The sequence below is a fragment of the Enterococcus sp. LJL120 genome, assembly GCF_054871765.1.
The window spans coordinates 240,868-267,318 of sequence record NZ_JBTXLV010000006.1; the positions used below are offsets into that span (position 1 = coordinate 240,868).

Annotated in this window: 23 protein-coding genes and 1 other RNA gene; 13 read left to right on the forward strand and 11 right to left on the reverse strand. The window is 40.4% G+C overall.

Annotation, left to right across the window (positions count from 1 at the left end; genetic code table 11):
- Nucleotides 1-88: 88 nt before the first annotated feature.
- The 3 genes from ACYSNU_RS11850 to ACYSNU_RS11860 all read right to left on the reverse strand — a co-directional run bounded on the left by ACYSNU_RS11850 (nucleotide 89) and on the right by ACYSNU_RS11860 (nucleotide 3,901).
- Nucleotides 89-1,921, reverse strand: coding sequence for a glucosaminidase domain-containing protein (locus ACYSNU_RS11850; protein WP_461737421.1), 1,833 nt, complete (start codon nucleotides 1,919-1,921; stop codon nucleotides 89-91).
- Nucleotides 1,922-2,150: 229 nt separating this feature from the next.
- A complete protein-coding gene (locus ACYSNU_RS11855; RefSeq protein WP_461737422.1) occupies nucleotides 2,151-2,936 on the reverse strand; it encodes a Cof-type HAD-IIB family hydrolase in 786 nt (261 codons plus the stop codon).
- On the reverse strand, nucleotides 2,933-3,901 hold the full coding sequence (locus tag ACYSNU_RS11860) for a LuxR C-terminal-related transcriptional regulator (RefSeq protein WP_461737423.1): 969 nt from the start codon (nucleotides 3,899-3,901) through the stop codon (nucleotides 2,933-2,935). The genes ACYSNU_RS11855 and ACYSNU_RS11860 overlap by 4 nt, the downstream gene beginning before the upstream one ends.
- A 284-nt stretch (nucleotides 3,902-4,185) precedes the next feature.
- Between ACYSNU_RS11860 and ptcA the strand changes: the two genes are divergently transcribed.
- The 4 genes from ptcA to arcC all read left to right on the forward strand — a co-directional run bounded on the left by ptcA (nucleotide 4,186) and on the right by arcC (nucleotide 8,701).
- Nucleotides 4,186-5,205, forward strand: a complete 1,020-nt coding sequence (gene ptcA, locus ACYSNU_RS11865; protein WP_461737424.1) for a putrescine carbamoyltransferase — start codon at nucleotides 4,186-4,188, stop codon at nucleotides 5,203-5,205.
- Nucleotides 5,206-5,278: 73 nt separating this feature from the next.
- On the forward strand, nucleotides 5,279-6,703 hold the full coding sequence (locus ACYSNU_RS11870) for an APC family permease (protein ID WP_461737425.1): 1,425 nt from the start codon (nucleotides 5,279-5,281) through the stop codon (nucleotides 6,701-6,703).
- Nucleotides 6,657-7,754 (forward strand): agmatine deiminase, encoded by a 1,098-nt coding sequence (aguA, locus tag ACYSNU_RS11875; RefSeq protein WP_461737427.1) that lies wholly within the window; start codon nucleotides 6,657-6,659, stop codon nucleotides 7,752-7,754. The genes ACYSNU_RS11870 and aguA overlap by 47 nt, the downstream gene beginning before the upstream one ends.
- 14 nt (nucleotides 7,755-7,768) lie before the next feature.
- Nucleotides 7,769-8,701, forward strand: a complete 933-nt coding sequence (gene arcC / locus ACYSNU_RS11880; protein WP_461737428.1) for a carbamate kinase — start codon at nucleotides 7,769-7,771, stop codon at nucleotides 8,699-8,701.
- Nucleotides 8,702-8,785: 84 nt separating this feature from the next.
- On the opposite strand, the gene ACYSNU_RS11885 is transcribed toward arcC, so the two are convergent.
- Nucleotides 8,786-9,259, reverse strand: a complete 474-nt coding sequence (locus tag ACYSNU_RS11885; RefSeq protein ID WP_461737429.1) for a TspO/MBR family protein — start codon at nucleotides 9,257-9,259, stop codon at nucleotides 8,786-8,788.
- Nucleotides 9,260-9,321: 62 nt separating this feature from the next.
- Entirely contained in the window at nucleotides 9,322-10,224 is a 903-nt protein-coding gene (locus tag ACYSNU_RS11890; RefSeq protein WP_461737431.1) for a diacylglycerol/lipid kinase family protein, read from the reverse strand.
- Nucleotides 10,225-10,504: 280 nt separating this feature from the next.
- Here ACYSNU_RS11890 and ACYSNU_RS11895 point away from each other — a divergent pair, with 280 nt between their 5' ends.
- The 6 genes from ACYSNU_RS11895 to ACYSNU_RS11920 all read left to right on the forward strand — a co-directional run bounded on the left by ACYSNU_RS11895 (nucleotide 10,505) and on the right by ACYSNU_RS11920 (nucleotide 18,240).
- On the forward strand, nucleotides 10,505-11,512 hold the full coding sequence (locus ACYSNU_RS11895; protein ID WP_461737432.1) for an aldo/keto reductase: 1,008 nt from the start codon (nucleotides 10,505-10,507) through the stop codon (nucleotides 11,510-11,512).
- Nucleotides 11,513-11,661: 149 nt separating this feature from the next.
- The gene (locus ACYSNU_RS11900; protein ID WP_461737433.1) at nucleotides 11,662-12,642 is read left to right on the forward strand and encodes an aldo/keto reductase; all 981 of its coding nucleotides are present in this window, start codon (nucleotides 11,662-11,664) and stop codon (nucleotides 12,640-12,642) included.
- A 155-nt stretch (nucleotides 12,643-12,797) separates the two neighbouring features.
- The gene (locus ACYSNU_RS11905) at nucleotides 12,798-13,691 is read left to right on the forward strand and encodes a MurR/RpiR family transcriptional regulator (RefSeq protein ID WP_461737434.1); all 894 of its coding nucleotides are present in this window, start codon (nucleotides 12,798-12,800) and stop codon (nucleotides 13,689-13,691) included.
- A gap of 176 nt (nucleotides 13,692-13,867) precedes the next feature.
- A complete protein-coding gene (locus ACYSNU_RS11910) occupies nucleotides 13,868-15,709 on the forward strand; it encodes a beta-glucoside-specific PTS transporter subunit IIABC (protein WP_461737435.1) in 1,842 nt (613 codons plus the stop codon).
- Nucleotides 15,710-15,732: 23 nt separating this feature from the next.
- Nucleotides 15,733-17,196 (forward strand): 6-phospho-beta-glucosidase, encoded by a 1,464-nt coding sequence (locus ACYSNU_RS11915; protein ID WP_461737436.1) that lies wholly within the window; start codon nucleotides 15,733-15,735, stop codon nucleotides 17,194-17,196.
- A gap of 60 nt (nucleotides 17,197-17,256) precedes the next feature.
- Complete coding sequence (locus tag ACYSNU_RS11920; RefSeq protein WP_461737438.1) at nucleotides 17,257-18,240, forward strand: aldo/keto reductase; 984 nt, start codon at nucleotides 17,257-17,259, stop codon at nucleotides 18,238-18,240.
- An 86-nt stretch (nucleotides 18,241-18,326) separates the two neighbouring features.
- Here the strand turns inward: ACYSNU_RS11920 and ACYSNU_RS11925 are convergent, their stop codons facing one another.
- From ACYSNU_RS11925 to ACYSNU_RS11940, 4 genes are all read right to left on the reverse strand, one after another.
- The gene (locus tag ACYSNU_RS11925) at nucleotides 18,327-19,136 is read right to left on the reverse strand and encodes an MBL fold metallo-hydrolase (RefSeq protein ID WP_461737439.1); all 810 of its coding nucleotides are present in this window, start codon (nucleotides 19,134-19,136) and stop codon (nucleotides 18,327-18,329) included.
- Nucleotides 19,137-19,715, reverse strand: a complete 579-nt coding sequence (locus ACYSNU_RS11930) for a histidine phosphatase family protein (protein WP_461737440.1) — start codon at nucleotides 19,713-19,715, stop codon at nucleotides 19,137-19,139.
- A 280-nt stretch (nucleotides 19,716-19,995) separates the two neighbouring features.
- Nucleotides 19,996-20,363, reverse strand: a transfer-messenger RNA (tmRNA) gene (gene ssrA / locus ACYSNU_RS11935).
- A 131-nt stretch (nucleotides 20,364-20,494) separates the two neighbouring features.
- The gene (locus ACYSNU_RS11940; protein ID WP_461737441.1) at nucleotides 20,495-21,265 is read right to left on the reverse strand and encodes a Cof-type HAD-IIB family hydrolase; all 771 of its coding nucleotides are present in this window, start codon (nucleotides 21,263-21,265) and stop codon (nucleotides 20,495-20,497) included.
- A 217-nt stretch (nucleotides 21,266-21,482) separates the two neighbouring features.
- Here ACYSNU_RS11940 and ACYSNU_RS11945 point away from each other — a divergent pair, with 217 nt between their 5' ends.
- Both ACYSNU_RS11945 and ACYSNU_RS11950 read left to right on the forward strand, forming a co-directional pair.
- Nucleotides 21,483-22,205 (forward strand): winged helix-turn-helix domain-containing protein, encoded by a 723-nt coding sequence (locus ACYSNU_RS11945; protein ID WP_461737443.1) that lies wholly within the window; start codon nucleotides 21,483-21,485, stop codon nucleotides 22,203-22,205.
- Nucleotides 22,202-23,680: an ATP-binding protein gene (locus tag ACYSNU_RS11950; protein ID WP_461737444.1), complete on the forward strand. Its 1,479-nt coding sequence runs from the start codon at nucleotides 22,202-22,204 to the stop codon at nucleotides 23,678-23,680. Before ACYSNU_RS11945 ends, ACYSNU_RS11950 begins: the two co-directional genes overlap by 4 nt.
- A 195-nt stretch (nucleotides 23,681-23,875) precedes the next feature.
- On the opposite strand, the gene ACYSNU_RS11955 is transcribed toward ACYSNU_RS11950, so the two are convergent.
- Nucleotides 23,876-24,400, reverse strand: coding sequence for a hypothetical protein (locus ACYSNU_RS11955; protein WP_461737445.1), 525 nt, complete (start codon nucleotides 24,398-24,400; stop codon nucleotides 23,876-23,878).
- A gap of 4 nt (nucleotides 24,401-24,404) precedes the next feature.
- Nucleotides 24,405-25,133 (reverse strand): hypothetical protein, encoded by a 729-nt coding sequence (locus ACYSNU_RS11960; protein WP_461737446.1) that lies wholly within the window; start codon nucleotides 25,131-25,133, stop codon nucleotides 24,405-24,407.
- 133 nt (nucleotides 25,134-25,266) lie between these two features.
- Between ACYSNU_RS11960 and ACYSNU_RS11965 the strand changes: the two genes are divergently transcribed.
- A complete protein-coding gene (locus ACYSNU_RS11965) occupies nucleotides 25,267-26,421 on the forward strand; it encodes a nucleotidyltransferase (RefSeq protein ID WP_461737447.1) in 1,155 nt (384 codons plus the stop codon).
- Nucleotides 26,422-26,451 lie beyond the last annotated feature (30 nt).

The window sequence follows — 26,451 nt, forward strand, 5'->3', positions numbered from 1 at the left end:
ATAAAACCCTCGATTAAACAGACGAGCCATGCATCAATTAATTTAGCAATTAATTGAGTGGCTGAGAGTTTAATCGAGGGTTTTTTTGTTAGTTTTCAGTAGGTAATTGATAGTGCACTTCTGTTTCATTGTTAGCTAACTGAACAATTTTGGTGGATAGTTTGATCGTTTGAGAGTCTTCTTGACATCGGATAAGTTTTTTTGAAGTAGCAAGAAACTGACTAAATAGTTTTTTGAAGCTGACTTTTTGCCGTTGTACTTTTTGCGGTGTCACAACTTCTTCGACAATTTCTGTTTCCAATGGCTGATCATAATCCGTTAATTGGTAGGCTTCAATGATTGCATTTAATTTCAAAGCGTAATTTTGATCTGTTGCATACCGCCCTTGTAAAAAGGCAGTCGCATCGGTATAGGAATTTGTTGTAGTTTTCCAAGTAGACTGGTAAAAATCAGCGTCACTTTCCAAACCATTTTTCAAAAGCTCTGCATAGTCTAGCAAACTTTCTTTGTAAGAAGGATATTGTCTAAAGTCGGCAGTGATTTGATAGATTTGGCCTTCCAGTGATTGTTCGAGGGTTTTCATCGCAACAGCTGCCCCTTGATACTGACCTTTAATGCCAAATAAATTGAAATTCGGTTCTGCACTGAGGGTGCTGTTACCTGAGCCGCTTTCTAAAATGGCTTGGGCAATCATCACGGAAGCATACAAATCATTTTCTTGCGCAATTTCGCGGGCGTCCTCTGCAATTTCAGCAATAAATTCACTAGTTGTTTGATTTTTTGTCACGATAAACTCACTCGACCAAGTGGTATCAACTGAATTGCCCGCAACTCCACCAAGAACACTGATTGCATAATTTGGCATAAAGCCGGCGGAGAAGGTTGAGATTTTAACAGTTTGGCCAAAAGTTGGGGCCGCAATGTATTGATTATTTCCTAAATAAATCGCAACGTGATGGGAATAATTTGAGTCACTATCCTGCCAAAAAAGTAAGTCCCCCGGTTGGGCTTGAGCAACAGGTTTATGCAGACCAATATTTTGTTGTTCACCAGTCCAGCCCCCAATGTTTAGACCTAATGCTTGTTTAAACACATATTGGGTAAAACCCGAGCAGTCGAAGCCTTGAGGAGTTTTTCCACCCCAGACATAAGCAACGCCAATATGCTTTAAGGCCTCTGCAATAATCGCTTGCTGCCCAGCCTGCGATTGAGTTGGCGAAACAAAATCTAAGAGGGGAGCTGCTTCTTGTTTGACAGTAGTCGTTGTTGTTTTTGATTCAGTGGAGGCTTGCGCTTCTGCTGATTTGGTTTCTGTAGTGACATCAGGAGTTGTTGTCTCTTCTTTTGATCCAACTGCTGCATCGTCAGTTTTTGCTGGTTCTTCTATTGTTGGTGTTTCAGTTGCTGCTTCTGATTCAGGAGGAATAGTTGATTCAGGTGTTTCGACCGGTACTTCACTTGGCGTTTCTGGTTCAACCGTATTTTCTTCTGCAGGAACTTCCTCAGGTATGTCAGTTGCTTCTTCATTCTCAGTTACTTCAAGTTTTTCAAAATTAACGGAGACACTTGGTTGCAGGGCGGTCAAAGTAAACGATCCAGTCTTGCTTTTTGCATCATAAAAATAATTTTCAACGTTTCCAATCATCAAGCTGACTAGCTGATAGTCAACGGCGACTGTTGCGGAAAATGTGATTGTTTCCCCTAAAAGTAAGTTGCTGTTTTTACTAAAGACAATCCCGTTAACACCGCTTGCATCATAATAATTATTTAATTGATAATTTAAATTTTGACTATCAGCTTCTGGTTGTTTTAACAGTTCCTCTTGATTTTCTTCGGCTTTCACAGGTAGGGCGAAAGCAAACATTGAAGGAGCAATTAAGACCAGGGCAGTCATTACTTTTGTTAACTTATACTTTTTCATTTCATCACCTCAAGTATAACGATACAAATTAAATGCGTTTCCTGCACTTCAAAATCCAGCCTTTTATGACAAAAAAATGACAAGGAATCAAGCAGCCTGCTGTGATTCCTTGTCATTTGCTTTGTAATTATCTTATCTCAAAAATTTGCTTTCAAAAAAATTGTCCTGATAGCTGATAAAAAAGAAAACTCTATCATTTAAAAGATAACCTCAGCCGGAAATTTCATCGTTACTCTTGAATTAATCCTAACTGGAGGCAAGCTTTCCAAATACCATCGTCGCCAACATCTGCGGTGACTAAGCGGGCTTTTTCTTTAAGCTGGGCAGTAGCATTGCCCATGGCGATTGGAAAACCAACGGCCTCAAACATTTTTAGATCATTCTCTTCATCACCAAAGGCTATTGCTTCGGCAGGTGTGAGTTTTAACTGATTAAGCAACGCTGAAATTCCGGAGGCTTTGCTAATTTTTCCGGCGTGAATATTAGCAATTGTCGGGGCTACTTTTTCCACGACTACTGCTGGATTAGTTAGGGAAAGCGGCTGATTGTCAGTTAGCTGACAAATAAATTGTAAAATATTTGGTGGTAAATGAGTCTTACTTGTCAAAGGCTGTGGATTCAGCTGACTATCGCCACGAAAGTCAGCTTCCGGTGGATAAAAAATGGCCTCGGTTGTTTCAATTAAATAGCCTATCTGGTGCTTTTCCAATTCCTCAATAATTTGCTGAACTAATTGCGGGGCTAATGCATGCTGCTGGATAGTTTGTCCGTGGTGAGTAACTTGGGCTCCATTAGAAGCGACGATGCTGCCAATTTTTAAGCGAGCTGCTAATTCTTTGATAAAAGAATAGCTGCGCCCAGTGGCAATTACCGTTTCAATCTGTTGTTCTTGTAATTGCAGCAACGCTTTTTTAGCCAAAGCGGGGATTCGGTCATAAATACTTAAGTTTTTGGGCAGCTGATTATCAGCTAAAGTGCCGTCAATATCAAAAAAAGCAATTTTATAAGCGGTCATTGGGACTCTCCTTTAACATTAAAGTCAGAGATAAACTTCTGATAGACAGAAATTATTTGATTGCGCTTATTAATCTCTAACTTAATAAAAATATTATGGACATGGGTTTTGACTGTGCCGATGGATAAATACAAGCTATCGGCAATCTCTTGGTTTGATTCTTGTTGCAATAGCCGCTGAAAGATTTCGGTTTCCCGTTGAGTCAATTGATAATGGCTTTCAAAAGCCTGGCAAATTTTTTGATCAGCTAAATCAGGTTTGTCAGGAGAAGCCTGAGAGCTGGTTTGTGTTAGGGGGAGGTCCTTCAAAGTGTAGCGTAAAATCAAAAGACAGCTGGCAATTGAAAATAAATCTTCGCTAAAATTGCGATTGAAAATTTTTAAGGTTAAGGAGCTGTATTGATCAATATTAAAGATAACAAAAGTATCTTCACTTAAAATACAAATGCCGCTGATTAAGGCCAAGACGGCAATCGCCTTTAAATAAAAAGTTGCTGTTTGACTGGGCTGCTTGCTTTTTAATTGAAGCAGACAATAACCACCCAAATAAAATAGTAGGAGTTGATTTGGTAGGTAAAAGAGCCAGACTTTTAAAGCCGAGTCGGCTAGCATCGGCACTGAGAGCATCCAAATTGCCATGATGATTAAAATGGTCAGTTGAGTGGTTTTGATTTTTTCTCCCAAAATCAAATTGATAATCCAAATACAACAAAAGCTGTTCATCAATAGAATGAGGGCTTTAATAATAGGCACGAGCATAAATAAGGAGTTGTAGCTGGCTGCAAAACCGACTAAAAATTCTGTCATATAAATAATGACATTATCGAGAATAAAGAAACTCAATAAACATAGCATAGCTACAAGAAGCGGTTTCTTATCTTTAAGGTAACTGACAAAGACCATCGAAAAACTAAAAGTGTAGAGTAGAAGGAGTAAAATATTATAAATAAAAATAGCGACCATCATCATAAGAACCCTTTCAATTAGCAGTGACAAAAAATTTATTCTGCTTTTTCTTTGACACGTTCAGTATAACATTTTTCCCCTCAGTTATTTTGCTATCTCAGCTAAACTTCCAACTAAACTTTTCTAAACCCTTGATAAAACTTAGGTTTATACCTCAATTTAAACCCGTAATTTTGCTAGGTTTTCAAAATTGGTAGCGTTTACATCTGTGAGTTTATCGTAAACCTGCAAAAAAATTGTTAACTTGAGGATGCAAGAAAGATAAACCTGAGGAGGAAACACAAATGAGTACAAAAGATTTTATTACAACAGAGGATTACAGCAAGGAGGAAATTTTGAAAATCGTCCATCTTTCATTAAAGATTAAAGCGGCTATCAAAAATGGTTTTTATCCGCAGCTACTGAAAAACAAATCTTTAGGCATGATTTTTCAACAATCTTCTACTAGAACACGGGTTTCATTTGAAACAGCCATGACCCAATTAGGCGGTCATGCCGAATATTTAGCACCAGGGCAAATTCAATTAGGCGGTCACGAAACTATTGAAGATACAAGTCGAGTACTATCACGTTTAGTGGATATTTTAATGGCTCGAGTAGAACGCCATCACAGTGTCAATGATTTGGCGACCCATGCGGCGATTCCAGTGATTAACGGCATGTCTGATTACAATCATCCGACGCAAGAAATAGGCGATCTATGTACCATGTTTGAACATTTACCAGTAGGTAAGAAAATTGAAGACTGCAAAGTCGCTTTTATTGGAGATGCGACGCAAGTTTGTTTCTCTTTAGGATTGATTACAACCAAAATGGGCATGGATTTTGTGCAATTTGGACCAAAGGGTTTCCAATTAAATGCCGACCATCAAGCGAAGCTGCAAAAAAATTGTGAAATCTCCGGTGGAACGTTTGTCGTGACCGATGACTTGGAGGCAATTGTCGGTGCTGATTTTGTATACACAGACGTTTGGTATGGCTTATACGAAGCGGAGTTATCGGAAGAAGAACGGATGAATGTCTTCTATCCGAAATATCAAGTCAACCAAGAATTAATGAACAAAGCAGGAAAAAATGCGAAATTTATGCACTGCTTGCCGGCTACTCGTGGCGAAGAGGTGACCGATGATGTCATTGATGGCAAAAATTCCATCTGTTTTGATGAAGCAGAAAATCGTTTGACATCAATTCGGGGACTGCTGGTGTACTTAATGGACAATTATGCAGCTAACCATCCGATTGACATTACTAAACAAGCCGAAGCTAAAGCTGATTTAGAAATTTTCTTAGGCAAACCACTGTAAAAGTTCGTGGCAATTGTGGAAGCAAATTTTTTCATTTGCTTCCACAATTGCAGCGCTAGAAAGGATGAACAGCATGGAAAAAAAGAAAAAATTTAGCTTGATGAGTGCTATCTTGTCGGTTATCTGCGTCGTTTTTGTAGCAGAAGCGGCAGCTCCGGTAGCAGCCATCGGTAATTCACAATTTTTCTGGTGGATTTTTTTACTGATAACTTTCTTACTCCCCTATGGTTTGATTTCTTCTGAATTAGGCACAACTTATCTTGGCGATGGCGGCATTTATGATTGGGTCACCAAAGCTTTTGGTCATCGTTGGGGTTCACGGGTTTCTTGGTATTATTGGATTAATTATCCTTTGTGGCTGGCTTCTTTAGCGGTGATGTGTCCGGAGTTGGTGACAACTATTACCGGTATCGAATTTCCAACAATCGGTGCGGTCATCATCGAGCTGATTTTTATCTGGGTAATCGTTTGGATTAGTTTTTATCCGGTTAGCGATAGCATTTGGATTTTAAATGGTGCAGCAGTAATTAAAATGCTGCTGGCGGTTTTAATCGGTGGCTTAGGTGTCTACGTGGCTTTGACAAAAGGTATGGCCAATGAATTTACTTTAAGCTCACTTTTACCAAGCTTTGATTTAAACAGCTTATCCTTTATTTCGGTGATTATTTTTAATTTATTGGGCTTTGAGGTCATTTGTACTTTTGCCGATGACATGGAAAATCCCAAAAAACAAATTCCCCAATCAATTATTGCCGCTGGTTTAGTGATTGCCGCTATCTATATTTTTTCTGCTTTTGGGATCGGTGTGGCAATTCCGACTGATCAAATCAGCACCAGTAGCGGCTTGATGGATAGCTTTAAATTATTGACCGGCTCAACTACCGGCTGGTTTATTATCGCGATGGCCTTTCTATTTTTACTGACGCTGTTTGGAAATATGATTTCTTGGTCCTTAGGAGTCAATAACACAGCCTGCTACGCCGCTGAAAATGGCGATATGCCAAAATTTTTCACAAAACGCAGTCAAAAAAACGGCATGCCAACTGGTACGGCCTTAATGGATGGTATTGTCGCTTCTGTCGTGGTGGTGATTGCGCCGATTTTACCAAATCAAGATTTATTCTGGGCCTTCTTTTCTTTAAATTTGGTGATGTTCCTATTGTCTTATGTGCCAGTCTTTCCAGCATTTTATAAACTGAGAAAAATTGATCCAGATACGCCAAGACCCTTTAAGGTTGGCGGCGGGAAATTCTTTTTAGGTTTACTAGTTGTTTTACCAATGGTGATGATTATTATCTCACTTATTTTCACAGCCCTGCCTTTACAATTCGATGCAGCTTCATTAAGTGAGCAGCTGCCGATTACAATCGGGGCAATCGTCTTTATCTTATTTGGCGAAGGAATTATTTGGGTAAAAAAAATAAAGAAAACAAAGATAGGAGAAAATCAAGATGGCAAAGAGAATTGTGACATCAACACCGAAACAGGACGGCTTTAGAATGCCGGCTGAATTTGCAGCTCAGGAAAAAGTTTGGATGATTTGGCCAGAGCGTCCAGATAATTGGCGGGACGGAGGTAAACCAGTCCAGGCGGCTTTTACCGCTGTGGCTAAAGCAATTAGTGAGTTTACGCCGATGAATGTAGTGGTCTCGCAGCAGCAATTTCAAAATTGCCGCCGGCAGTTGCCACCAGAAATTACGGTTTATGAAATGTCGAATAACGACGCTTGGATTAGAGACTGTGGACCGACCTTTTTAATTAACGACCAAGGTGAGCTGCGGGCTACCGATTGGAAATTCAACGCATGGGGCGGTTTGGTAGACGGCTTGTATTTTCCGTGGGATCAAGACGATTTAGTAGCGCAAAAAATTTGCGAAATTGAAAAAACGGATTCCTATCGAACAGAAGATTTTGTGTTAGAAGGGGGCTCCTTCCATGTTGATGGAGAGGGGACAGTTTTGACAACTGAGATGTGTCTGCTTAGTGAAGGCCGGAATCCTCAGATGACTCAAGCAGAAATTGAAAAAATGCTCTGTGAGTATTTAAATTGTGAAAAAGTTTTGTGGTTGAAAGATGGCATTGATCCAGATGAAACCAATGGCCATGTCGACGATGTTGCTTGCTTTGTTGCTCCCGGCGAAGTTGCCTGCATTTACACCGAAGATCAAAGCAGCCCTTTTTATGCCGCCGCTAAAGATGCCTATGAACGTTTAAGTAAAATGACCGATGCCAAAGGACGCCAGTTGAAGGTCCACAAGCTGACTTGCCCCGTTGAAAATGTCACGATTAAAGGGGAATTTAAAATCGATTATGTTGAAGGGACGATGCCGAGAGAAGATGGTGACATTTGTATTGCCTCCTATATGAATTTTTTAATTACCAATGGCGGCGTGATTGTTCCCCAGTATGGTGATGTCAATGATGCTTTGGCTTTAGAACAAATCCAAAAAATGTTCCCCGATAAAAAAGTGGTTGGCGTCAATACGGTTGAAGTGGTCTATGGCGGCGGTAATATTCACTGCATTACCCAGCAACAACCAAAACGGTAGAGGGAGAGAATAATATGGCAAAAGTAGTAATTGCTTTAGGCGGTAATGCATTAGGAAATTCAGCAAACGAGCAATTGACTAAGGCTGAATTGGCGGCTAAATCCATCGCCGATTTAATTAGTGCCGGCCATCAGGTAGTCATCGCCCATGGCAATGGTCCGCAGGTGGGACAAATTCGGTTGCCCTTTGAAAAATTCGATGCAGCTGAACCGGAAAAAATAATGCCGTTTCCAGAATGTACAGCAATGAGTCAAGGTTACATCGGCTATCATTTGCAACAAGCGATTGATGAGGAGTTAGTCAGCCGTGGCTTTCAAAATATTCCAGTCATCTCAATGTTGACACAAGTTGTAGTTGATCCCAATGACCCGGCTTTTTCAAATCCTACAAAGCCGATTGGCGGCTATTATTCAGAAGCGGAAGCCAAAAAAATAATGGCTGAAAGTGACGATGTTTATAAAGAAGATGCCGGTCGTGGCTGGCGCCGGGTCGTTGCCTCGCCAAAACCGGTTGATATCTATGAAAAAGTTAGTTTAAAAACTTTAGTAGAGGCCGGACAAGTTGTAATTGCCTGTGGTGGAGGTGGTATTCCAGTTGAATATAAAGGAACTCGCTATCAAGGAGTTGAGGCGGTAATTGACAAAGATTTTGCCGCAGCGAAAATGGCGGCTCTGATTGACGCGGATATTTTTATTATCTTAACTGCTGTCGACCATGTCTTTGTCAACTTTGGCAAAGAAAATCAAAAAGCATTAATTGAGGAACCTGTTTCAACGATGCAACACTATATTGCAGAGAATCAATTTGCCCCCGGTAGCATGCTGCCTAAGGTGGAAGCTGCCATTAATTTTGCGGAATCAAAAAAGGGCCGCAAAGCGATTATCGCTTCTTTGGAAAAAGCGACAGAAGCGATTGCCGGTTCAAGTGGGACAGTGATTGTCAATTAAACCAAAAACCTATTTAAAGTCCCGGCTTGTACCGGGCTTTAAATAGGTTTTTAGTATTTAGCAAAGAATTTAAAAACAAATCTGTTAGTTGACTAAGGCAAAGCCGATATTTAAATATGTGGCAAATAAAATCCACACTAGATAAGGAACTAATAAATAAGCCGCCCACTTGGAAATCCGTCGATAATAAATAATTTGGCACAAGACGAGTAAGTCCAAAGCTAGAATATTAAAAATCGCCAAAAACATTTGGTCGCCGCCGAAGAAAACCAAGCTCCATGTGAAATTTAATAAAAGTTGTAGGCCATAAATTCCATAGGCAAACGTCTTAGTCGAGCGTTTTGCCGGAGTGATGATAATCAAAAATAGTGAAAGCCCCATTAAAAAATATAAAATCGGCCAGACGATGCCAAAAAGTGAGCCTGGCGGTGAAAGGGGAATTTGATTAAAGGATTCATACATGCCGCGGATGTCGCCGGCTAAAAGTCCTGATAAGCTACCAACTAATTCTGTCCCAACAACGGCTGCTAGTAAAATCAGCCATCTTTTCTTGTTCATGTTAACGCCTCCTTGTTTTTCTTTAGTCTAGCAGAAGTAGGCGAAAAGAGCGGGTTAACTGATTAGGACAAATCTTTTACTGGACAATAAACTTCTAAGTGTGCCGGAAGGAGTTTTAAATGAATTGGCAGCTTTAAACCACCATCGCCATCGACATTGACGGGTAGCTGCTGGTGATCGGTTAAAGAAATTTCAGCCTCGGTAAAGGTGCGATAGCTTAATTTGGCACCATCTTCTGTGACACCCATCAGCAGTTGCGGAGCAGAACGAATCATGTCTAATTTATTTTGATCCTCTAAGTAAATCATATGAAATTTTCCGTCATCAACTTTCGCATCAGGAAATAAATTTTCGAAGCCCCCCATCGAATTGGTCAAACCAATCATCACGGTACTCCCGACAAAAATTTCCTGCTGACCGTCAATGACCATCTGGAATTCATGGAGCTCATTTTTAATAAAACTTTTAGCACCAGCAACAAAATAAGCTAGGCTGCCTAATTTAGTTTTTTCCTCAACGCTGACATTGTTTACCGCCTCAGAAATATCGCCCAATGCAACGGAATTCATAAAATAGCTGTCATTGATTTTTCCGACATCTAATGGCCGTGGCTGATAAGCGACGACCTCTTGAATCGCTTGTTCCGGTTCTAGCGAAATCCCTAAGGCCCGTGCTAAATCATTGACAGTGCCCAAAGGAAAGAAACCAAATTTTGGTGGCCGCTCAGCTCCCGCCAAGCCGCTGATTGTTTCGTTGACACTGCCGTCGCCCCCCATAACGAAGACAGCATCCATATTTTCATCGACGGCGGTTTTCGCAAATTTTGTCGCATCACCATCGCCAGTCGTTTCTTTGGTCACGACCTCTGTAAACATTTTTTGTAAACTTTCCTGCGCCCTTTTTTTGTACTCTGCGGCTTTTTCGCCGCCCGAACTTGGATTGACAATTAATAAAACTTTAGTCATGTGATAACCTCCTTAAATGATTTACTCTAAGGATAGCATGGATTTTTTTAAGGGTAAGCTATTTTGATTTTTGAAAAAAATGATATGCGAACTTTTTGACAGCATTTGAGTGAAGAAATTCAACTTTATACGAAGAAAAAAATTTCGTAATGCTTAAGGTCATCTCACGATTTACTTACATGCCTGAAAAGCATAGGTGAGATTTTAAAGAGTATTAGACAAATATTTTTATAACTTGTACTCTTAAATAGAGTGTAAAATTTAGGAGGCGACTTATTCAATGAAAAAAAGAAAAATCGGCAGTTTAACCGTAGCGCCAATTGGCATGGGCTGTATGGGCTTTTCCCACGGCTACGGTGCAGTACCTGATGAAGATTACGCAATTGCGGCTATTCAAAAAGCCTATGAATTTGGCTGTGATTTTTTTGATACAGCAGAAGCTTATGGAAAAGAAATGTTTTTTGCGGGTCACAATGAGCAGCTCTTAGGCAAAGCGTTTAAAGATTTTCGTAACGAGGTCGTCCTGGCTACTAAATTGCATATTGACGAAAAAGAGCTGACGGCTGAAAAAAATTTATCCCAAGTCATTCGGGAACACCTGCAGCAATCATTAAAAAATTTACAGACAGACTATGTCGATTTATACTATCTCCACCGCATCAATGAGGCGATTCCTTTAGAGGATGTCGCAGCGGTGATGGGGGAATTAATTGCCGAAGGTTTAATCAAAGAATGGGGGCTGTCACAAGTTTCAGCAGAAACTTTAGCCAAGGCTCATGCAGTTACACCGGTGGCCGCTGTTCAAAATTTGTATTCAATGTTGGAGCGGGATGCTGAGATAGATATTTTTCCCTACTGCTTAGCAAATGGCATCACAGTGGTACCATTTTCACCGATTGCCAGTGGTTTTTTGTCGGGAAAAGTAACCAGTGAAACCAAGTTTGAAGGCGACGATGTGCGCAAATTTGTACCCCAGCTTTCTAAAGAAAACATTGCTGCCAATCAACCGGTGTTGGAAATTTTAAATCGCTTTGCAACAGAAAAAAAAGCGACTAATGCACAAATCTCATTAGCTTGGATGCTCCACAAATATCCAAATGTCGTGCCGATTCCCGGTTCTAAAAATCAAGAACGCATCCTAGAAAATCTAGCGGCTTGGAATGTGACACTAACTGAAGAAGAGTTTAGCGCTTTAGAAGCAGCTCTTGATAAAATCACTGTTCATGGTCATCGGGGCCATGTTGAATCGCAACAGGCAAGTTTTGGCCAACAATGGTCCAAAAAATAAGAAAAATTGTAAGTTTAGTGCAGCAGTCTATTGAAACAAAAAAGCGTCAAATGCCTTTTAAGCATAGTGAAGTTTGCTGGAGAAGTATTGGACGAAAAAAAGGCCCAGCAGTAAACTTAATGGGTAAATAATTTTAAAGGAGCGGTCTTATGGAGTATACAAAATTAGGAAATACTGGTTTAGATGTCTCAAAAATTTGTTTGGGAGCGATGAGTTTTGGCGACCCAGTCAACTGGTTTCACAAATGGGTGCTGGAAGAAGATGCCAGCCGGCCGATTATTAAAGGCTCGTTGGATTTAGGCATTAACTTTTTTGACACGGCCAATGTATATTCAATTGGCCGCAGCGAAGAAATCTTAGGTGCTGCTTTAAAGGATTACGCTGACCGGGATAAAATTGTTTTGGCCACCAAGGTTCATCAAAAAATGTTTGATGGGCCAAACGGCGGCGGGCTGTCCCGCAAGCATATTATGTCGCAAATTGACCAAAGCTTAAAACGCCTGCAAACAGATTATGTCGATTTGTATATCATTCACCGTTGGGATTATACAACACCTATTGAAGAAACAATGGAGGCGTTGCATGATGTAGTCAAAGCCGGTAAAGCTCGTTATATCGGCGCGTCGGCCATGCATGCTTTTCAATTTCAAGCTGCCAATAATGTTGCTGAAAAAAATGGCTGGACGCAATTTGTTTCCATGCAAAACCATTTGAATTTAATTTATCGGGAAGAAGAGCGGGAGATGATTCCTTATTGTGAATCAAAAGGAATTGCACTGACGCCTTATAGTCCGCTGGCTTCTGGTAGATTAGCCCGCAATAATAACGAGACTTCTAAACGTTTAGAAACAGATGATACGGCGCGTTCTAAATATGATAAAACTGCTGAACAAGACCAGCTGATTATTGATCGCGTTGGAGAATTAGCAGAGCGCTATGGTGTTAGCCGTGTCGAAATTTCTTTAAGTTGGCTCTTTAGTAAACCAACTTTAGCAGCCCCAGTAATTGGCGCTACCAAATTGTCCCACGTTGAAACCGCAGTGAAGGCTGTCGATATGAAATTAACACCAGCCGACATCGCTTATCTAGAAGAACCTTATCTGCCTCATTCAATCGTCGGCTTTAACTAATAACATGTCTGCAAAAGGACTGTGAGAGTATAAGTTTTATCACAGCAGTAACTAAAGTCTTGTCTACCGTCTCAAAATTTGTCGGCTATGGACAATAGAGAAAAGTTGCTGCTGCTGAAACTTAGGTCTCCAGTCTTTTTTTAAGGAGTGAGAAGATGTATTTATTTCAAAAAATAGAAGATGCGGCCTTTAAAGAAAACGATGCCCGCCGTTCGATTGGCGAATTTCTTTTGGAAAATAAAGACCAGCTGGCGAATCTGACGATGCAGGAAATCGCCCAGCGAACTTTTTCCTCTAAGCCGACCTTGGTGCGCTTTGCTAAATATTTTGGCTATTCCGGCTGGCGGGAATTTATTTACGCCTTCACCCATGAAGTTGCCAGTTTAGAATTAAGCGCCAGTGACAGTGTCGATCCTAATCTACCTTTTGACGAAAATTCTGAGACTCTGGAAATCATTGAAAACATTGCCAATTTAAAAATACAAAGCCTGCAAGAAACAGTAGCCCTTTTTGAAGAAGAGGATTTAAATACGGCGGCGGCTTTAATTAACCAAGCCGAAAATTTAGTGATTTATGGGGCGAGTCCCAATTCTTATTACGGCGAATTGTTTCGCCGAAAACTACTTTCCATCCAAAAAAAAGCTTTTATGGCCCGCCCCAGTGAAATGGGACTGATTTCCCACTCACTGACTCCTGCTGATTGCGGCTTAATCATTTCTTATTCTGGCAATAGCCCAGAAAAAGATCCCATCAGCAGTGTCAAAATTTTAAAGCGCAACGGGGTGCCGATTATCGGCTTAACTAGCGGCGGTCAAAATTATTTGCGGGATTATGCGACAGTGGTATTAAATATTTCTAGTCGGGAAAAGCTCTATTCTAAAATTACCAACTTTGCGACGGAAGAATCAATTATGATAGTCCTAGATGTGTTATACGGAAAAGTTTTTGCTTTGGATTACCAAAAAAATCTTGCAATCAAAATTAATAATGCCAAAGATTTGGAATCAGAACGGGCGAGTAATTTTAAAGCGATGCAAGAAGATTTTTAAAAACGCCTCAAAAGATGGAATAAATTTCATAAAAAAACGGGTTTTGAGAACTTTCTCGAAACCCGTTTCGTTGTTGCTGGAAACTATTGGAAGCGTTAACTTTCCGTGTTAATCTTCTGCTATAGAACTAGTTCAAACGTTGAAAAGTTTTTGCGGGACTTGAAAGGAGCCTCTTTATGAGTAAAAAATACCAAGCATTAGCCAAAGAAATTATCCAAGATTTAGGCGGCAAAGAAAATATTAGTGACGCCTATCATTGCCAAACCCGATTGCGCTTTAAAATCAAAGACGAAAGCCAAGTGCAGACAAAAGCCCTTGAAAATTTGGATGGAGTGGCAAAATATCTTGTCAGTGGTGGGGTCCATCAAGTGGTGATTGGCACCCATGTGAAAGAGGTCTTTGAAGAAGTCGAAAAAGATATCGATGTCAGTGGTCCTGTTGAAAATGGCGAGAAAAAAGGCATCTTAAATACAATCATCGAATTTGTTTCCGGTACGTTTCAGCCGGTTATTCCAGCTTTATCCGGTGCGGGGATGGTTAAAGCGGTGTTGGCCTTGCTAGTTGTTTTTAATCTCACTACTACGGATTCACAAACCTATTATTTATTAAATCTTTTTGCTGATGGCGTCTTTTATTTCTTGCCAATGTTGTTGGCCTTTACCGAAGCGCAGAAATTAAAATCAAATCCGATTTTAGCAGTGGCGGTGGCAGCGATGATGATGCATCCCAATTGGGCCAGTTTAGTCGCTGCAGGGGAGCCCGTGCAACTCTTTAATATTATTCCTTTCTCTTTAGCAACTTATTCCAGCACGGTTATTCCAATTTTAATTATTGTATTTGTACAATCCTATGTTGAAAAAGCACTGAATCGTGTGATACCAAAATCAGTCGAATTAGTTTTTGTGCCGCTGTTAACCTTTTTAATTATGGGAACGCTAGCTTTTTCAGTTTTAGGTCCTATTGGCAGTGTCTTGGGAGGCTACTTAGCCAGCTTCTTTACTTTCTTAAGCGTCAACGCCAGCTGGGTACCAGCAGTATTAATCGGTGGCTTTTTACCAATCATGGTGATGTTTGGTCTGCATAATGGGGTTGCACCTCTAGGCATGATGCAAATGGCAGAATTAGGCTACGATAGTATTTTTGGTCCCGGTTGTGTTTGTTCCAATATCGCTCAAGCAACAGCTTCAGCCGTGGTGGCCTTTAGAACAAAAGATAAAAAGTTGCGGCAGATTGCCACATCCGGTTCAATCACTGCCTATATGGGCATTACCGAACCGACCTTGTATGGCGTTAATTTACCGAAAAAATATCCGTTAGTCGCGGCAATGATTGGTGGCGGCTTAGGCGGCTTGTACGCTGGCTTAACCAACACCCATCGTTTTGCTACCGGTTCATCTGGCTTGCCTGCGGTTTTACTTTATATTGGCGATAACACGATGACTTTTTTCTGGAATATTATTATCGCCTTAATTATTTCAGCTGCGGTGACTGCGGTGTTAACTTATGTTTTAAGTTTTAAATTTGAAGACACGACGATTCCCGAGGTCAAAGAAATTATTTTAGAAGATATTTCCTTGGTTAGCCCGCTTAAAGGAACGATTATTCCTTTAAGTGAAGTAAAAGATCAAGTTTTCGCTTCAGAAGCCTTAGGTAAAGGCTTCGCTGTTGAGCCAAGTGTAGGGGAAGTTTTAGCGCCCTTTGATGGCAAAGTCGTGACAATTTTCCCAACAAAACATGCAATCGGTTTGGAATCTGATACTGGCGTCGAAGTTTTAATTCACGTTGGCTTAGATACGGTGGAGTTAAACGGTCAATTTTTTGAAACCTTTGTCGAAGATGGTCAACGAGTTACAAAGGGGCAGCTGTTGTCGACCTTTGACATTGAAAAAATCACAGCTGCCGGCTACAGCACCCAAGTACCAGTTGTGGTCACCAACACGCCGCAATATTCAACGATTGAACCGTTAGTAGCCGGTCCGACCACTTGTAACGAAGATGTTTTGGCAATTAAAGTCTAAGAATAATACTGGAGGAATTTTCAATGTCTTTACCTAAGAATTTTTTATGGGGCGGCGCAACGGCTGCTAATCAAGCCGAAGGGAGCGTCCTTGAAGATGGTCGCGGCTTGTCAAATATTGACATGCTGCCCCTTGGTGCTGACCGTAAAGCGGTCGGTTTGGGAGAATTAAAAATGTTAGCGTGGGATGATGAGCATTATTATCCCGCTCAAAAAGCGATTGACATGTATCAGCGCTATCTCGATGATATTCAATTATTTGCGGAAATGGGCTTCAAGGTCTATCGCATGTCGTTATCTTGGACTAGAATTTTTCCTAATGGTGACGATACCGAGCCAAACGAAGCCGGCCTGCTGTTTTACGAAAATATTTTCAAGGAACTAAGAAAGCACCAGATTGAACCATTAGTAACAATTGCCCATTTTGATGTGCCGTTGGCTTTGATTAAAAAATACGGCGCTTGGCGAGACCGTCAGATGATCGAGGCTTATGTGAACTATGCCCAAACTGTTCTGACTCGCTATAAAGGTCTGGTAAAATATTGGCTGACCATTAATGAGATTAATATTTTATTGCACCAACCCTTTGTCGGCGGCGGTTTAGTTTTTGAAGCAGGGGAGAACCAAGAAGAAATTAAATACCAAGCTGCCCATCATCAGTTAGTTGCGGGTGCCTTAGTGACTAAAAAGGCCCACGAAATTGATTCAGAAAATTTGGTTGGCTGTATGTTAGCGGGGGGCAATAATTATCCTTATACTTGCCGTCCTGAAGATTATCAAGAAGCTATCAATCGCGACCGTGAAGGGTATTTCTTTATTGATGTGCAGGCACGTGGCAAATATCCCAATTATGCCTTAAAGCGTTTTGAACGCCTGGGCTTAAAAATTGAGATGGACCCAGAAGACTCGAAAATTTTAGCCAGCGCACCAGTTGATTTTGTGTCGTTTTCTTATTATTCTTCCCGAACCGTCAGTGCCCACGAAGAGGATTATGAACAAACCACCGGCAATATTTACGGCACGATTAAAAATCCTCATTTAACAAATACTGAATGGGGCTGGCAGATTGATCCACTGGGTCTGCGTAATTCTTTAAACCAGCTCTATGATCGCTACCAAAAGCCACTCTTTATTGTTGAAAATGGTTTGGGGGCCGTTGATACTCCTAACGCAGATGGTTTTGTTGAAGATGATTACCGCATCGATTATTTAAGACAGCATATCCAAGCCTTCACCGATGCGGTCACAATCGATGGCATTGAGCTAATCGGTTATACAACTTGGGGCTGTATCGATTTAATTGCCGCCTCCACCGGACAGATGAGCAAGCGCTATGGCTTTATTTATGTCGATTGCGACAATCAAGGCAATGGCAGCTTTGCCAGAAGCCGAAAAAAATCTTTTTATTGGTACAAGCAAGTCATTGAAACCAACGGAGAAAATTTGGCAACGATTGAAATGGCAGCACCAAGTTCAGTCAAGAGCTGAAATTGATTTTAACTATCAAAAAAATTATTTGTGGAAAGCCAACTTGAAGGAGGGAGAAATTTGCAAACAAGAATGTTAGGTAATGATGATTTTCTTTCATCAGCCATCGGGTTTGGCTGCATGGGATTGAACCACCATCGAGGCGTTGTTAAATCAGCAAAAGAAGTCAAAGCAATTTTAGACCAAGCCCTCGATGCTGGCTATACGATGTTTGATACTGCGGAAGTATATGGGCCGTATACAAATGAAGAACTTGTGGGACAAGCCTTAAAGGACAAACGCAATCAGCTGCAAATTGCTACAAAAGGCGGCTTTCAAATTGATGGTTTGAAAAATTGGCCAGACAGCCGCCCTGAAACCTTGAGAAAATCACTTGAGGGTTCCTTAAGAAGATTGCAAACTGAGACCATTGATTTGTATTACATTCACCGAGTTGATCCCCATGTTCCAATCGAAGAAGTTGCTTTTACCATGCAGCAATTTAAAAAGGAAGGGAAAATCAAACATTGGGGACTTTCTGAGGCCAATGGTGAAACAATTCGACGCGCCCATAACATTGAACCCTTGACAGCTATTCAAAGTGAATACTCAATTTGGTGGCGTGATTTGGAAAAAGAAATTTTTCCAATCTTAGAGGAGCTGTCGATTGGTTTAGTAGCCTATAGTCCATTAGGCAGAGGCTATCTTTCTGGGAAAGTCACGGCTGCATCGATTGCTGCGGAAAATGATAATCGCAAAGAGCTGCCCCGCTTCACTGAAGAAGCATTAGAAGCCAATCAAAAATTATTAGACCTCTTGACAATTATTGCTCAGGAAAAAGCTGCTAGCTTGGCTCAGATTGCGATTGCTTGGATTTTAGCGCAAAAGCCGTGGATTATTCCGATTCCTGGCACCACAAATAACGAGCGTGTCCAAGAAAATGCCCAGGCTGCAACAATTTCTTTTACAGCAGAAGAATTGAGCAAGCTGAATCAAGCACTCGCTGCGATCACAATTGTCGGTGACCGCTATCCCCAAAGTGAAAAGGAACGCACAGGCAAGTAATTCTACAAAATTGATAGATGAGTCACGAAAAAATCCCCATCTTCGCTAGTTTTTTTAAATCTAGCAGAGGATGAGGATTTTATTTTTTACTGATGAGAGACTAATGAAAAAGCTTCTCCAGCCGCCAACACCCGAATTCGTTCGGGATTTGTGACGACTGGAAATAAATCATCAGGGTTACCGTTAAAGACATCTTTATCAAAGGCGTCAACAGTACCCCAGTGGCTTAGAAGTAAATCAGCATGGGGATAAGTGTTGGCTAGTTTCACAGCATTATCAAAACCAATATGCCAGCTGTTATCTGAAAAATCAAAAAGAATTGCATCTGGTTCAGGTAGAGTCAATTGCTCTGGCAGCAATCTTGAATCGCCGGGAATAAAAAGTGAACCATCAACGGTTTTTAGATAAAAACCACAAAAATCTTCAAACCGAAAAACACGATTAAATTTTGTCGTGTCATTTTGCCAAGCATGATCAGCCGGTGTGACTTCGACTTCAATATCGTTGACCTTAAAATGGTCATGAAGGTCGTGACCGCTAGCCGGCCCGCCAATTTTTTCTGTAAATAATTCGGCGACATATTTTGGTCCATGGATAGTCGGCGTTAATCTTTTTAATTTTGTTAACGTGGGCACACTAAAATGATCATTATCAGAATGAGTTAAGAGCACTGCATCCAGTTGAGGAATTTCTGCGGCATTTAAAGGCATATCAATTAAAAGCGGAATGTCAAAGCCCTCAAGCACTGGGTCCACCAGAATGGTCGTCCCTCTACTGTTTATCAATAAACCAGAATTTCCCAACCAGTACAAAATGGTTCCCTCTTGCTTGTTAAAAGCCTTTGTTGGAATAGGCTGTGTCTTATTTGGAATGGCTTGGCCCTTTTGATTTTTCATCTATTTTGAATTCCTTTCCGTTGATGGATTAATGGTTTCAATGTAAGTGAAGCTTTCTTCGTGGTAGGCAAATTTTATATAGCCGCAATTTGCCAGCTGCAAAGGTTGCTGACCCAAAGGATAAATTTGCTGTAAAAAATAAAAAATAGCACCATTGTGAGAGACAACCAAAGCATTTTCTTGAGTCTCTTCCATAATAGAAGTCAATTCTTTACGCATTCTCTGACGCACTTCCTCCGCTGATTCCCCACCAAACTGTTCGTAAAAATGCTCATAATTTTCCGGCCCCACTGGTTGCAGTCGTGTACTTTCTCCTTCAAAGCTACCGAAATTCATTTCTTTGAGATTTTTTCGGCGGCTATACGGCTGATCCGTGATTACTTCAAGTGTATCACAGGCTCGTTCCTGTGTTGAAGAAAAATAATGGTCAAAAGTGATATTATGCTGAGTTAAATAATGTTTTGCTTGCAATGCTTGTGCTTTACCAGCTTCCGTCAACGGAGAATCACACCAGCCTTGGATTTTGTGCAGCTGATTAAACAAAGTTTCGCCATGGCGCATAAGGTATAAATATTTCATTGTGGCCTCCAAAGTTTTTCTTTAGTGTACAACTTAAAGGTCACTGGAAGTCAAGGGGGGATTTGTAAAATGATGTTTGCTGGAGAAAAGAGTGGTTTAATTATTTTTGAAATAGATAGGTGAGGGAGATAGATAACAAGAAATTAATCAGGCGGATGAATGTGATAATGCAAAAATGATGCAGAAATATTTTTCTGTCGTTGAAAACTCAGAAAATAAAAACTCCGAAACCCTTGATGCTCAGGTTTCGGAGTTTTGCTCATTTCCACAGAATTAATAGAAATGGAGACGGCGGGAGTCGAACCCGCGTCCAAACACATTGCCACTTCAACTTCTACGCTCATAGTCAATTCAATTAAGTTTCACTTGGCCCGCTGCCGAATGACAGGCGACGAACTTCGCTAGTCTGATGAACTCTTCTAAATTTTACAGACGGAAAAATTTAGCGTATCCCACTTAGTTTTGAGACCCTTACCCGAGCACATGGGCGATGCCGGGAGGATCTACGCAAGCAGTTTTTAGGCTGCTAAAGCGTAAGAGTTGTTTTCGTTTTTAGCAGTTATATTTAACTGTAACGTTTTAACGTAGCCGTAACCTACGAAGCGCAATTCAAGCTCAAACTATGCCTGTCGAATCCGTAACGCCCCCGAAAATTAAAGGGTGCACGGGATTTGTGCTCAAACAGTATAACATGTCTGCGAAAAAAAGCAAAGCTCGCAGTTCAAAAAGTAAGAAACTTGTTGTACTCAGAAATTAATTGAAATCTGTTGGGTGGAAATTTAAATTAATTCAAAATGTTTTAGCGCCTGCACAATGCCACCTTCAGTATTTTTAGCTGTGATATAATCAGCTGCTTCTTTCACTTCAGGGCGAGCATTATCCATCGCAATTGCTGTATCACAAGCCTCTAGCAAGGCTAAATCATTTAAGCCATCGCCAAAGCCGAAAGTTGGCACATCTGTTAAGTTCAAATTGTGTAATAAATTTTTTACACCGGTTCCTTTATTGGTTCCTTTTTTTACTGTGTCAATTGAAAAAGGCGAGTTACGATAAAAAGTTAGCTCAGGAAATGCGGCAAGATATTGTTCATCATGGTCGCTACCAAGAACCAATAGCATATTCACTGTTTCATCTGGAAATTCGGAAACAATTTTCGGCATGTTGGCATGGATGAAACTATAGGCTTTTTCCATAGAATCATTTGTGTCAAAGGCCCAAATTCGACGCGCATTGTAAAAGCTGACCTCATGACCTAGATTTTTGGCAAAATGATAAAAACGCTGATAGAGTTCTGGTGCAAAAATATCTTGATAGACCGTTTCGCCATTAACTCGAATAAATTGGCCGTTCATCACAATACAGGAATCAATGCCAGCTGCCTGCATAATTGTATCTATTTCAACCTCTGTCCGGCCAGTAGCAATCACCGGCAGGACTTTATTTTCTTTTAGTTGTTGCATTGCTTCAGTTATTTCTGGAGTAATTTGACTGTTCTCATTTAATAAAGTGCCATCTAAATCAAAAAATGCCACTGCTTTTAGCTCGTTCATGGAAAACTCCTTTAATAATTTTCTCTCATTTTAGCAGATTGTGAAGAAAAACGGAAACTTTCTTGAAAAATGACTGTCAACATTGGTCTTTTAAGGATTTTCTTGTATACTAAAGCAGAGGATATTTCAATTTTTAGAAAAAAAGTGGTTTGCTTAGTGCAGGTTTTTTTTGAAATAGAAATTTTATATCATGAAATTGTTAAAGGAGCGAAAATGAATGAATATTTTAATGATTGAAGACAATGAATCTGTCTCTGAGATGATGCAGATGTTCTTTTTGAACGAAGGTTGGGACGCAACCTTTAAATATGACGGCAAAGAGGGCCTTGATGCCTTTTTAGCTGAACCGGATAAATGGGATATGGTGACCTTGGACTTAAATCTACCAACGATGGATGGTATGGTTATCGGTCGGGAAATCCGCAAAGTTTCCACCACGGTACCGATTATTATGCTGACGGCCCGTGACTCAGAAAGTGATCAAGTGATCGGTTTAGAAATGGGTGCGGATGATTACGTGACAAAACCCTTCAGCCCGTTGACTTTGATTGCCCGAATCAAAGCCTTGCATCGTCGTTCAGAAATTGCCGAAACTACTGGACCCAGTGAAGGCGGCAGTGATAATAATTTTGATGTGCAAACAGATCATTTCAAAATGAACACTAAAACCCGCGAAGCTTACCTCAATGGTAAATTGATTGAAGGCTTGACACCGAAGGAATTTGATTTGCTTCATACTTTAGCCAACAAGCCGCGGCAAGTATTTTCCAGAGAACAGCTGCTGGAATTAGTTTGGGATTATCAATATTTTGGTGATGAGCGGACGGTTGATGCCCATATCAAAAAACTGCGGCAAAAAATTGAAAAGGTCGGTCCCCAAGTTATTCAGACCGTCTGGGGAGTCGGGTATAAATTCGACGACTCCGGTGCTGAACAATGAGATACCTCTATCAACAACTTTTAGCCTTTTGGTCAGTCATCATTATCGTGATGCTGATCATTGGCTTTTCTTTCACCCAATTGACCAGAAACACCATGGAGCAGAATAATTATCAGCAGCTGTATAATTATTCTCAATCAGCAAGTTTACTTGAATCAGCGACAGATACTTATCAATCAGCCTTGACTTCTGTGACGAACTTGCTCGCTCCTCAAGGTGTAACTTTTGCCATCTTTGACACAAATGGCGATTTAAGTTATCCAACAGATGATAGTACGATAACCTCGATTACTGATCAGCTAACTGATAGCGAATGGACAGCCTTAAGTGATCCTTCAAGCAGCACAGTGATTAGCAAGACATTAGAAACCAATCTAAAAGGAGAAAAAGAGACTACTTCATATGTTTTCCGTACAATGGTTCAAAACGGGACAAGTATTTATGCGGGTGTCCTCGTAATTAGTCAACCCGCCCGCAATCTTCAACAAAGTATCCAAGCAATTAACTCTAATTTGATTAAAGCATTCATCGTATCCTTATTTATCGCCTTAATCATGAGTTACTATTTTGCCCGTTTCCAAGTCAAAAAAATCAATCGCTTGAAGCAGGCGACCAAGCAAATTTCTGAAGGGAATTTTGATGTGGAAATTCCTAATCACAACAAAGATGAATTTGATGAATTAGCGCAAGATTTCAATAAAATGGCGGGCTCGTTAAAAGAATCAAATGAAGAAATTGAACGACAAGAGGAACGCCGCAAGCAGTTTATGGCGGATGCTTCCCATGAGATGCGAACGCCGTTGACGACGATTAAAGGCTTGTTAGAGGGCTTAGAATACAATGCGATTCCTGAGAATCAAAAGGAAAATGCGATTCATTTGATGCAGACGGAAACCGAGCGTTTGATTCGCTTAGTTACAGAAAATCTCGATTACGAAAAAATTCGGACTAATCAGCTGAGCATTGTTATCAAGAAATTTGATGCCACGGAAACGATGGCGAAAATTTTAAATCAGCTGGAAAGTAAAGCTCAAGCCTCCAATGATAAATTGGAATTGTTGACTACAGATGCGGTCGATGTCTTTGCAGATTATGACCGATTTACTCAGATTATGGTTAATATTTTACAAAATGCGATTCAGTTTACTAATGACGGCACCATTTCCGTTGCCGTTGACAAAGGTTATCTGGAAACCATTGTGTCAATTACAGATACGGGTATCGGTATGGACGAAGCCCAACGGAAAAATATTTGGGAGAGGTATTACAAGGCCGATCCTTCGAGAACTAGCACGAAATACGGTGAGTCTGGTTTAGGTTTATCGATTGTGCAACAGTTAGTCAAATTACACAAAGGTTCAATTGAAGTGGAGAGTGAAGCCGGTAAGGGGACAACCTTTAGAATTTCCTTCCCTGATATTGAATTGGCTGATGGCGAAGAAAAGCCGCAGCTGCCTGAAGAAAGCAATAAGTAAAAATTAATGAACCGCCGCTAACTACAGCCGAAAATGCTGACAGTTAGTGGCGGTATTTTATTGTGCTGTCAGGCTAAGCAGTAATACTTAAATGATGAAGTCCATTGATTGTGACAAGAAATAGACAAAAAAAACTGCAAGCTCAATTTTCACTTTACAGTAAAATTAAACTCACAGTCTAGGATAAACCATATTTTAAAATGTAGCGTCCACATAATTGCTGTTGGCAATCGCGATATTATTTGTATAGCAGTATATTTCTAAATGTTCGTTGTGGGCTATTTGGTGCAAAAGCATCAGCAGATGTTGAATTTCTTTGGTATCTAACTTGTCAAAAAAATCATTTAAATAGATATTTTTTTTATTTTGAATCAAGGCCAACAACAGTTGCAGCTTAATTGCGTTTAGCAAAGTAACTTCTGAAAACTTTTTTTGAAAATTAGTCGTGGGAATCGCTAATTCAGCTGCTAAAGTCTGTAATTCAGCTTCATTAATGCTATTTTTTTTGCTGCCAAGATAAAGGGTATCATTAACTGTTAGATAGGGAATGCCGAGTATCTGGCCTTCTTGATTGCTGCTGATAATCGCTAAATTTTTATCTGGTTTGACCAGTTGTTGGGCCAGTTTTTGGTTTAATTGTTGGCCGATATTTTCAGAGGAATCTAGATGAATGAAGAGTCCTGATTTTTGGTTGTCTAATGCTCCGGGTGTTGCAATCATATCCTCACCTCAATTTTTTGGTTAAAAAGCGTAATCCAATGAACTGCCAAAGCCCAAGCATCAGGCTCAAAAGAACAATCACTAAGCCTAAACTTTTGGCAAAGTTTTGCAAGATCATCAGTAGGTTAAAGCCTTCTTCAAAATTTATATAAAACAGCGAGTTGCTTAAATCAGAGAAGGTCACGGAAAAAGTATCATTGGTAGCGACTGCTAACGATTGATTTGCTAGATTTTCACTCGTCAAATGCTGCAGTACGCCGAAATTTATTTGTTGCAAAAGTGTTTCATAATAGCTATCAAAAACCGACAATAAAGTCACAATAATTAAACAAACAAATAAAAGGGGAATCAGTAGTTCTAAAAGGGAAATGCCCCAAATCTGCCAAAAGTTAAAACCAAGAAGCTTCCAGTTCAGCAGCTCAGCCAATTTATTTTTTAAAAAGAAAAATAAAATCGCAAACATCAGAACAACGAAAATACCAATCGTTACGAGAATGGCAATCTCGTAAACCTCTTCAACAGATGCTAACCGATTTGCTGAAAAAGGAGTGCTAGTGTCCGTGCTGAAGTAACTGATTTTTTGCAAGATTTGCATGTAGAGCAATTGCGCACTGGAACGTAAGTTGAATAACAAACTGATAGTAAAAATAAAAAGCCCTAAAACAATACCGGTTAAAATCGATTGTTTTTTGTAATACTGGGCCCCCGACAGCGCATAGCGCAACTCTTGCATTTTAGTCACCTCTTTATCAATTAATTATAAAAGTAAACTGTGAATAATTTATGAAAACTGTAAGGATTTGTTTGGAAATTCCCAAGTTTTTAAGCTATGATTATGGCAGCTATGTTAAATGAGGAGGAAAACTGTGAAGACTTGTGGTGTGATTGTTGAGTACAATCCCTTTCATAACGGACATCGTTACCATCTGCAAAAAGCCCGGCAAGAAAGTCAGGCGGAGGTCGTCATTGCTGTGATGAGCGGTAATTTTTTGCAAAGAGGCGAACCGGCGATTGTCGATAAATGGCAGCGGGCCAACGCTGCCCTATTAAACGGTGCCGACTTGGTCTTAGAACTGCCTGTTCAATGGTCGGTTCAATCCGCTGATTATTTTGCAAAAGGAGCTGTCAAAATACTGCAGGAAATGAATTGTCAGGCCCTTTGCTTCGGGACAGACAGTCAAAATCATTTTGATTACCAAAAATTTGGCGAGTTTGTTAGCCAACAGCAGCCTCTAATCGACGAAACCTTTCAAAGCTTAGCAGATAGCGATTTGAATTATCCGCAAAAAATGACCGCTGTCTTTCGCAAAATTTATCCTGAAAATCAATTGGATTTTGCTACACCAAATCATATTTTAGGCCTGAGTTATGCCAAAGAAAATGCCAAGTATCCTCAGCCGATGAAACTGTTGCCGATTCAGCGGGAGCAGGCCGGCTATCATGATCAAAAAGCCGGCAGTGGCGATATTGCCAGCGCGACAGCGATTCGCAATTTACTGAAGAAAAACGCAGCTGTTGATGATTTTATGCCGCAAGAAATGGCGGCGGCATTTAAGGACTCACCGTTGATTGATTGGGAAAAGCTGTGGCCTTATTTAAAATATCAAATTCTGACCAGCAGCTTAGAGGACTTAGCAAAGATTTATCAGATGAATGAAGGGTTAGAATATCTATTTAAAGAAGCGGTAGTGACAGCTGAAAATTTTGCATCTTTTATTGAAGCTTTAAAAAGCAAACGGTATACGTGGGTCAGATTGCAGCGGCTCTGTCTTTATGTTTTAGGAAAAGTGACCGAAGAGGAAGTCATACAAGCACAAGCAAATTCGCAATTGCGAATTTTGGGTTTTACTGCAGGTGGTCAGCAATTTATCAGCGAAAATCGCCACTTGCCATGGCTGAGTCGCTTCAGTAAAGAAAGTGGCGCAGCGTGGAACTTGACCGTTAAAATGGATCGGGTGTACCAACTAGCAGATGCTAAAATTCCAGAAGAAAATTTTGGCCGACCGCCGATTAGAGTTTAAAATCGTTAATCAAAGAAAATACTTCACAGA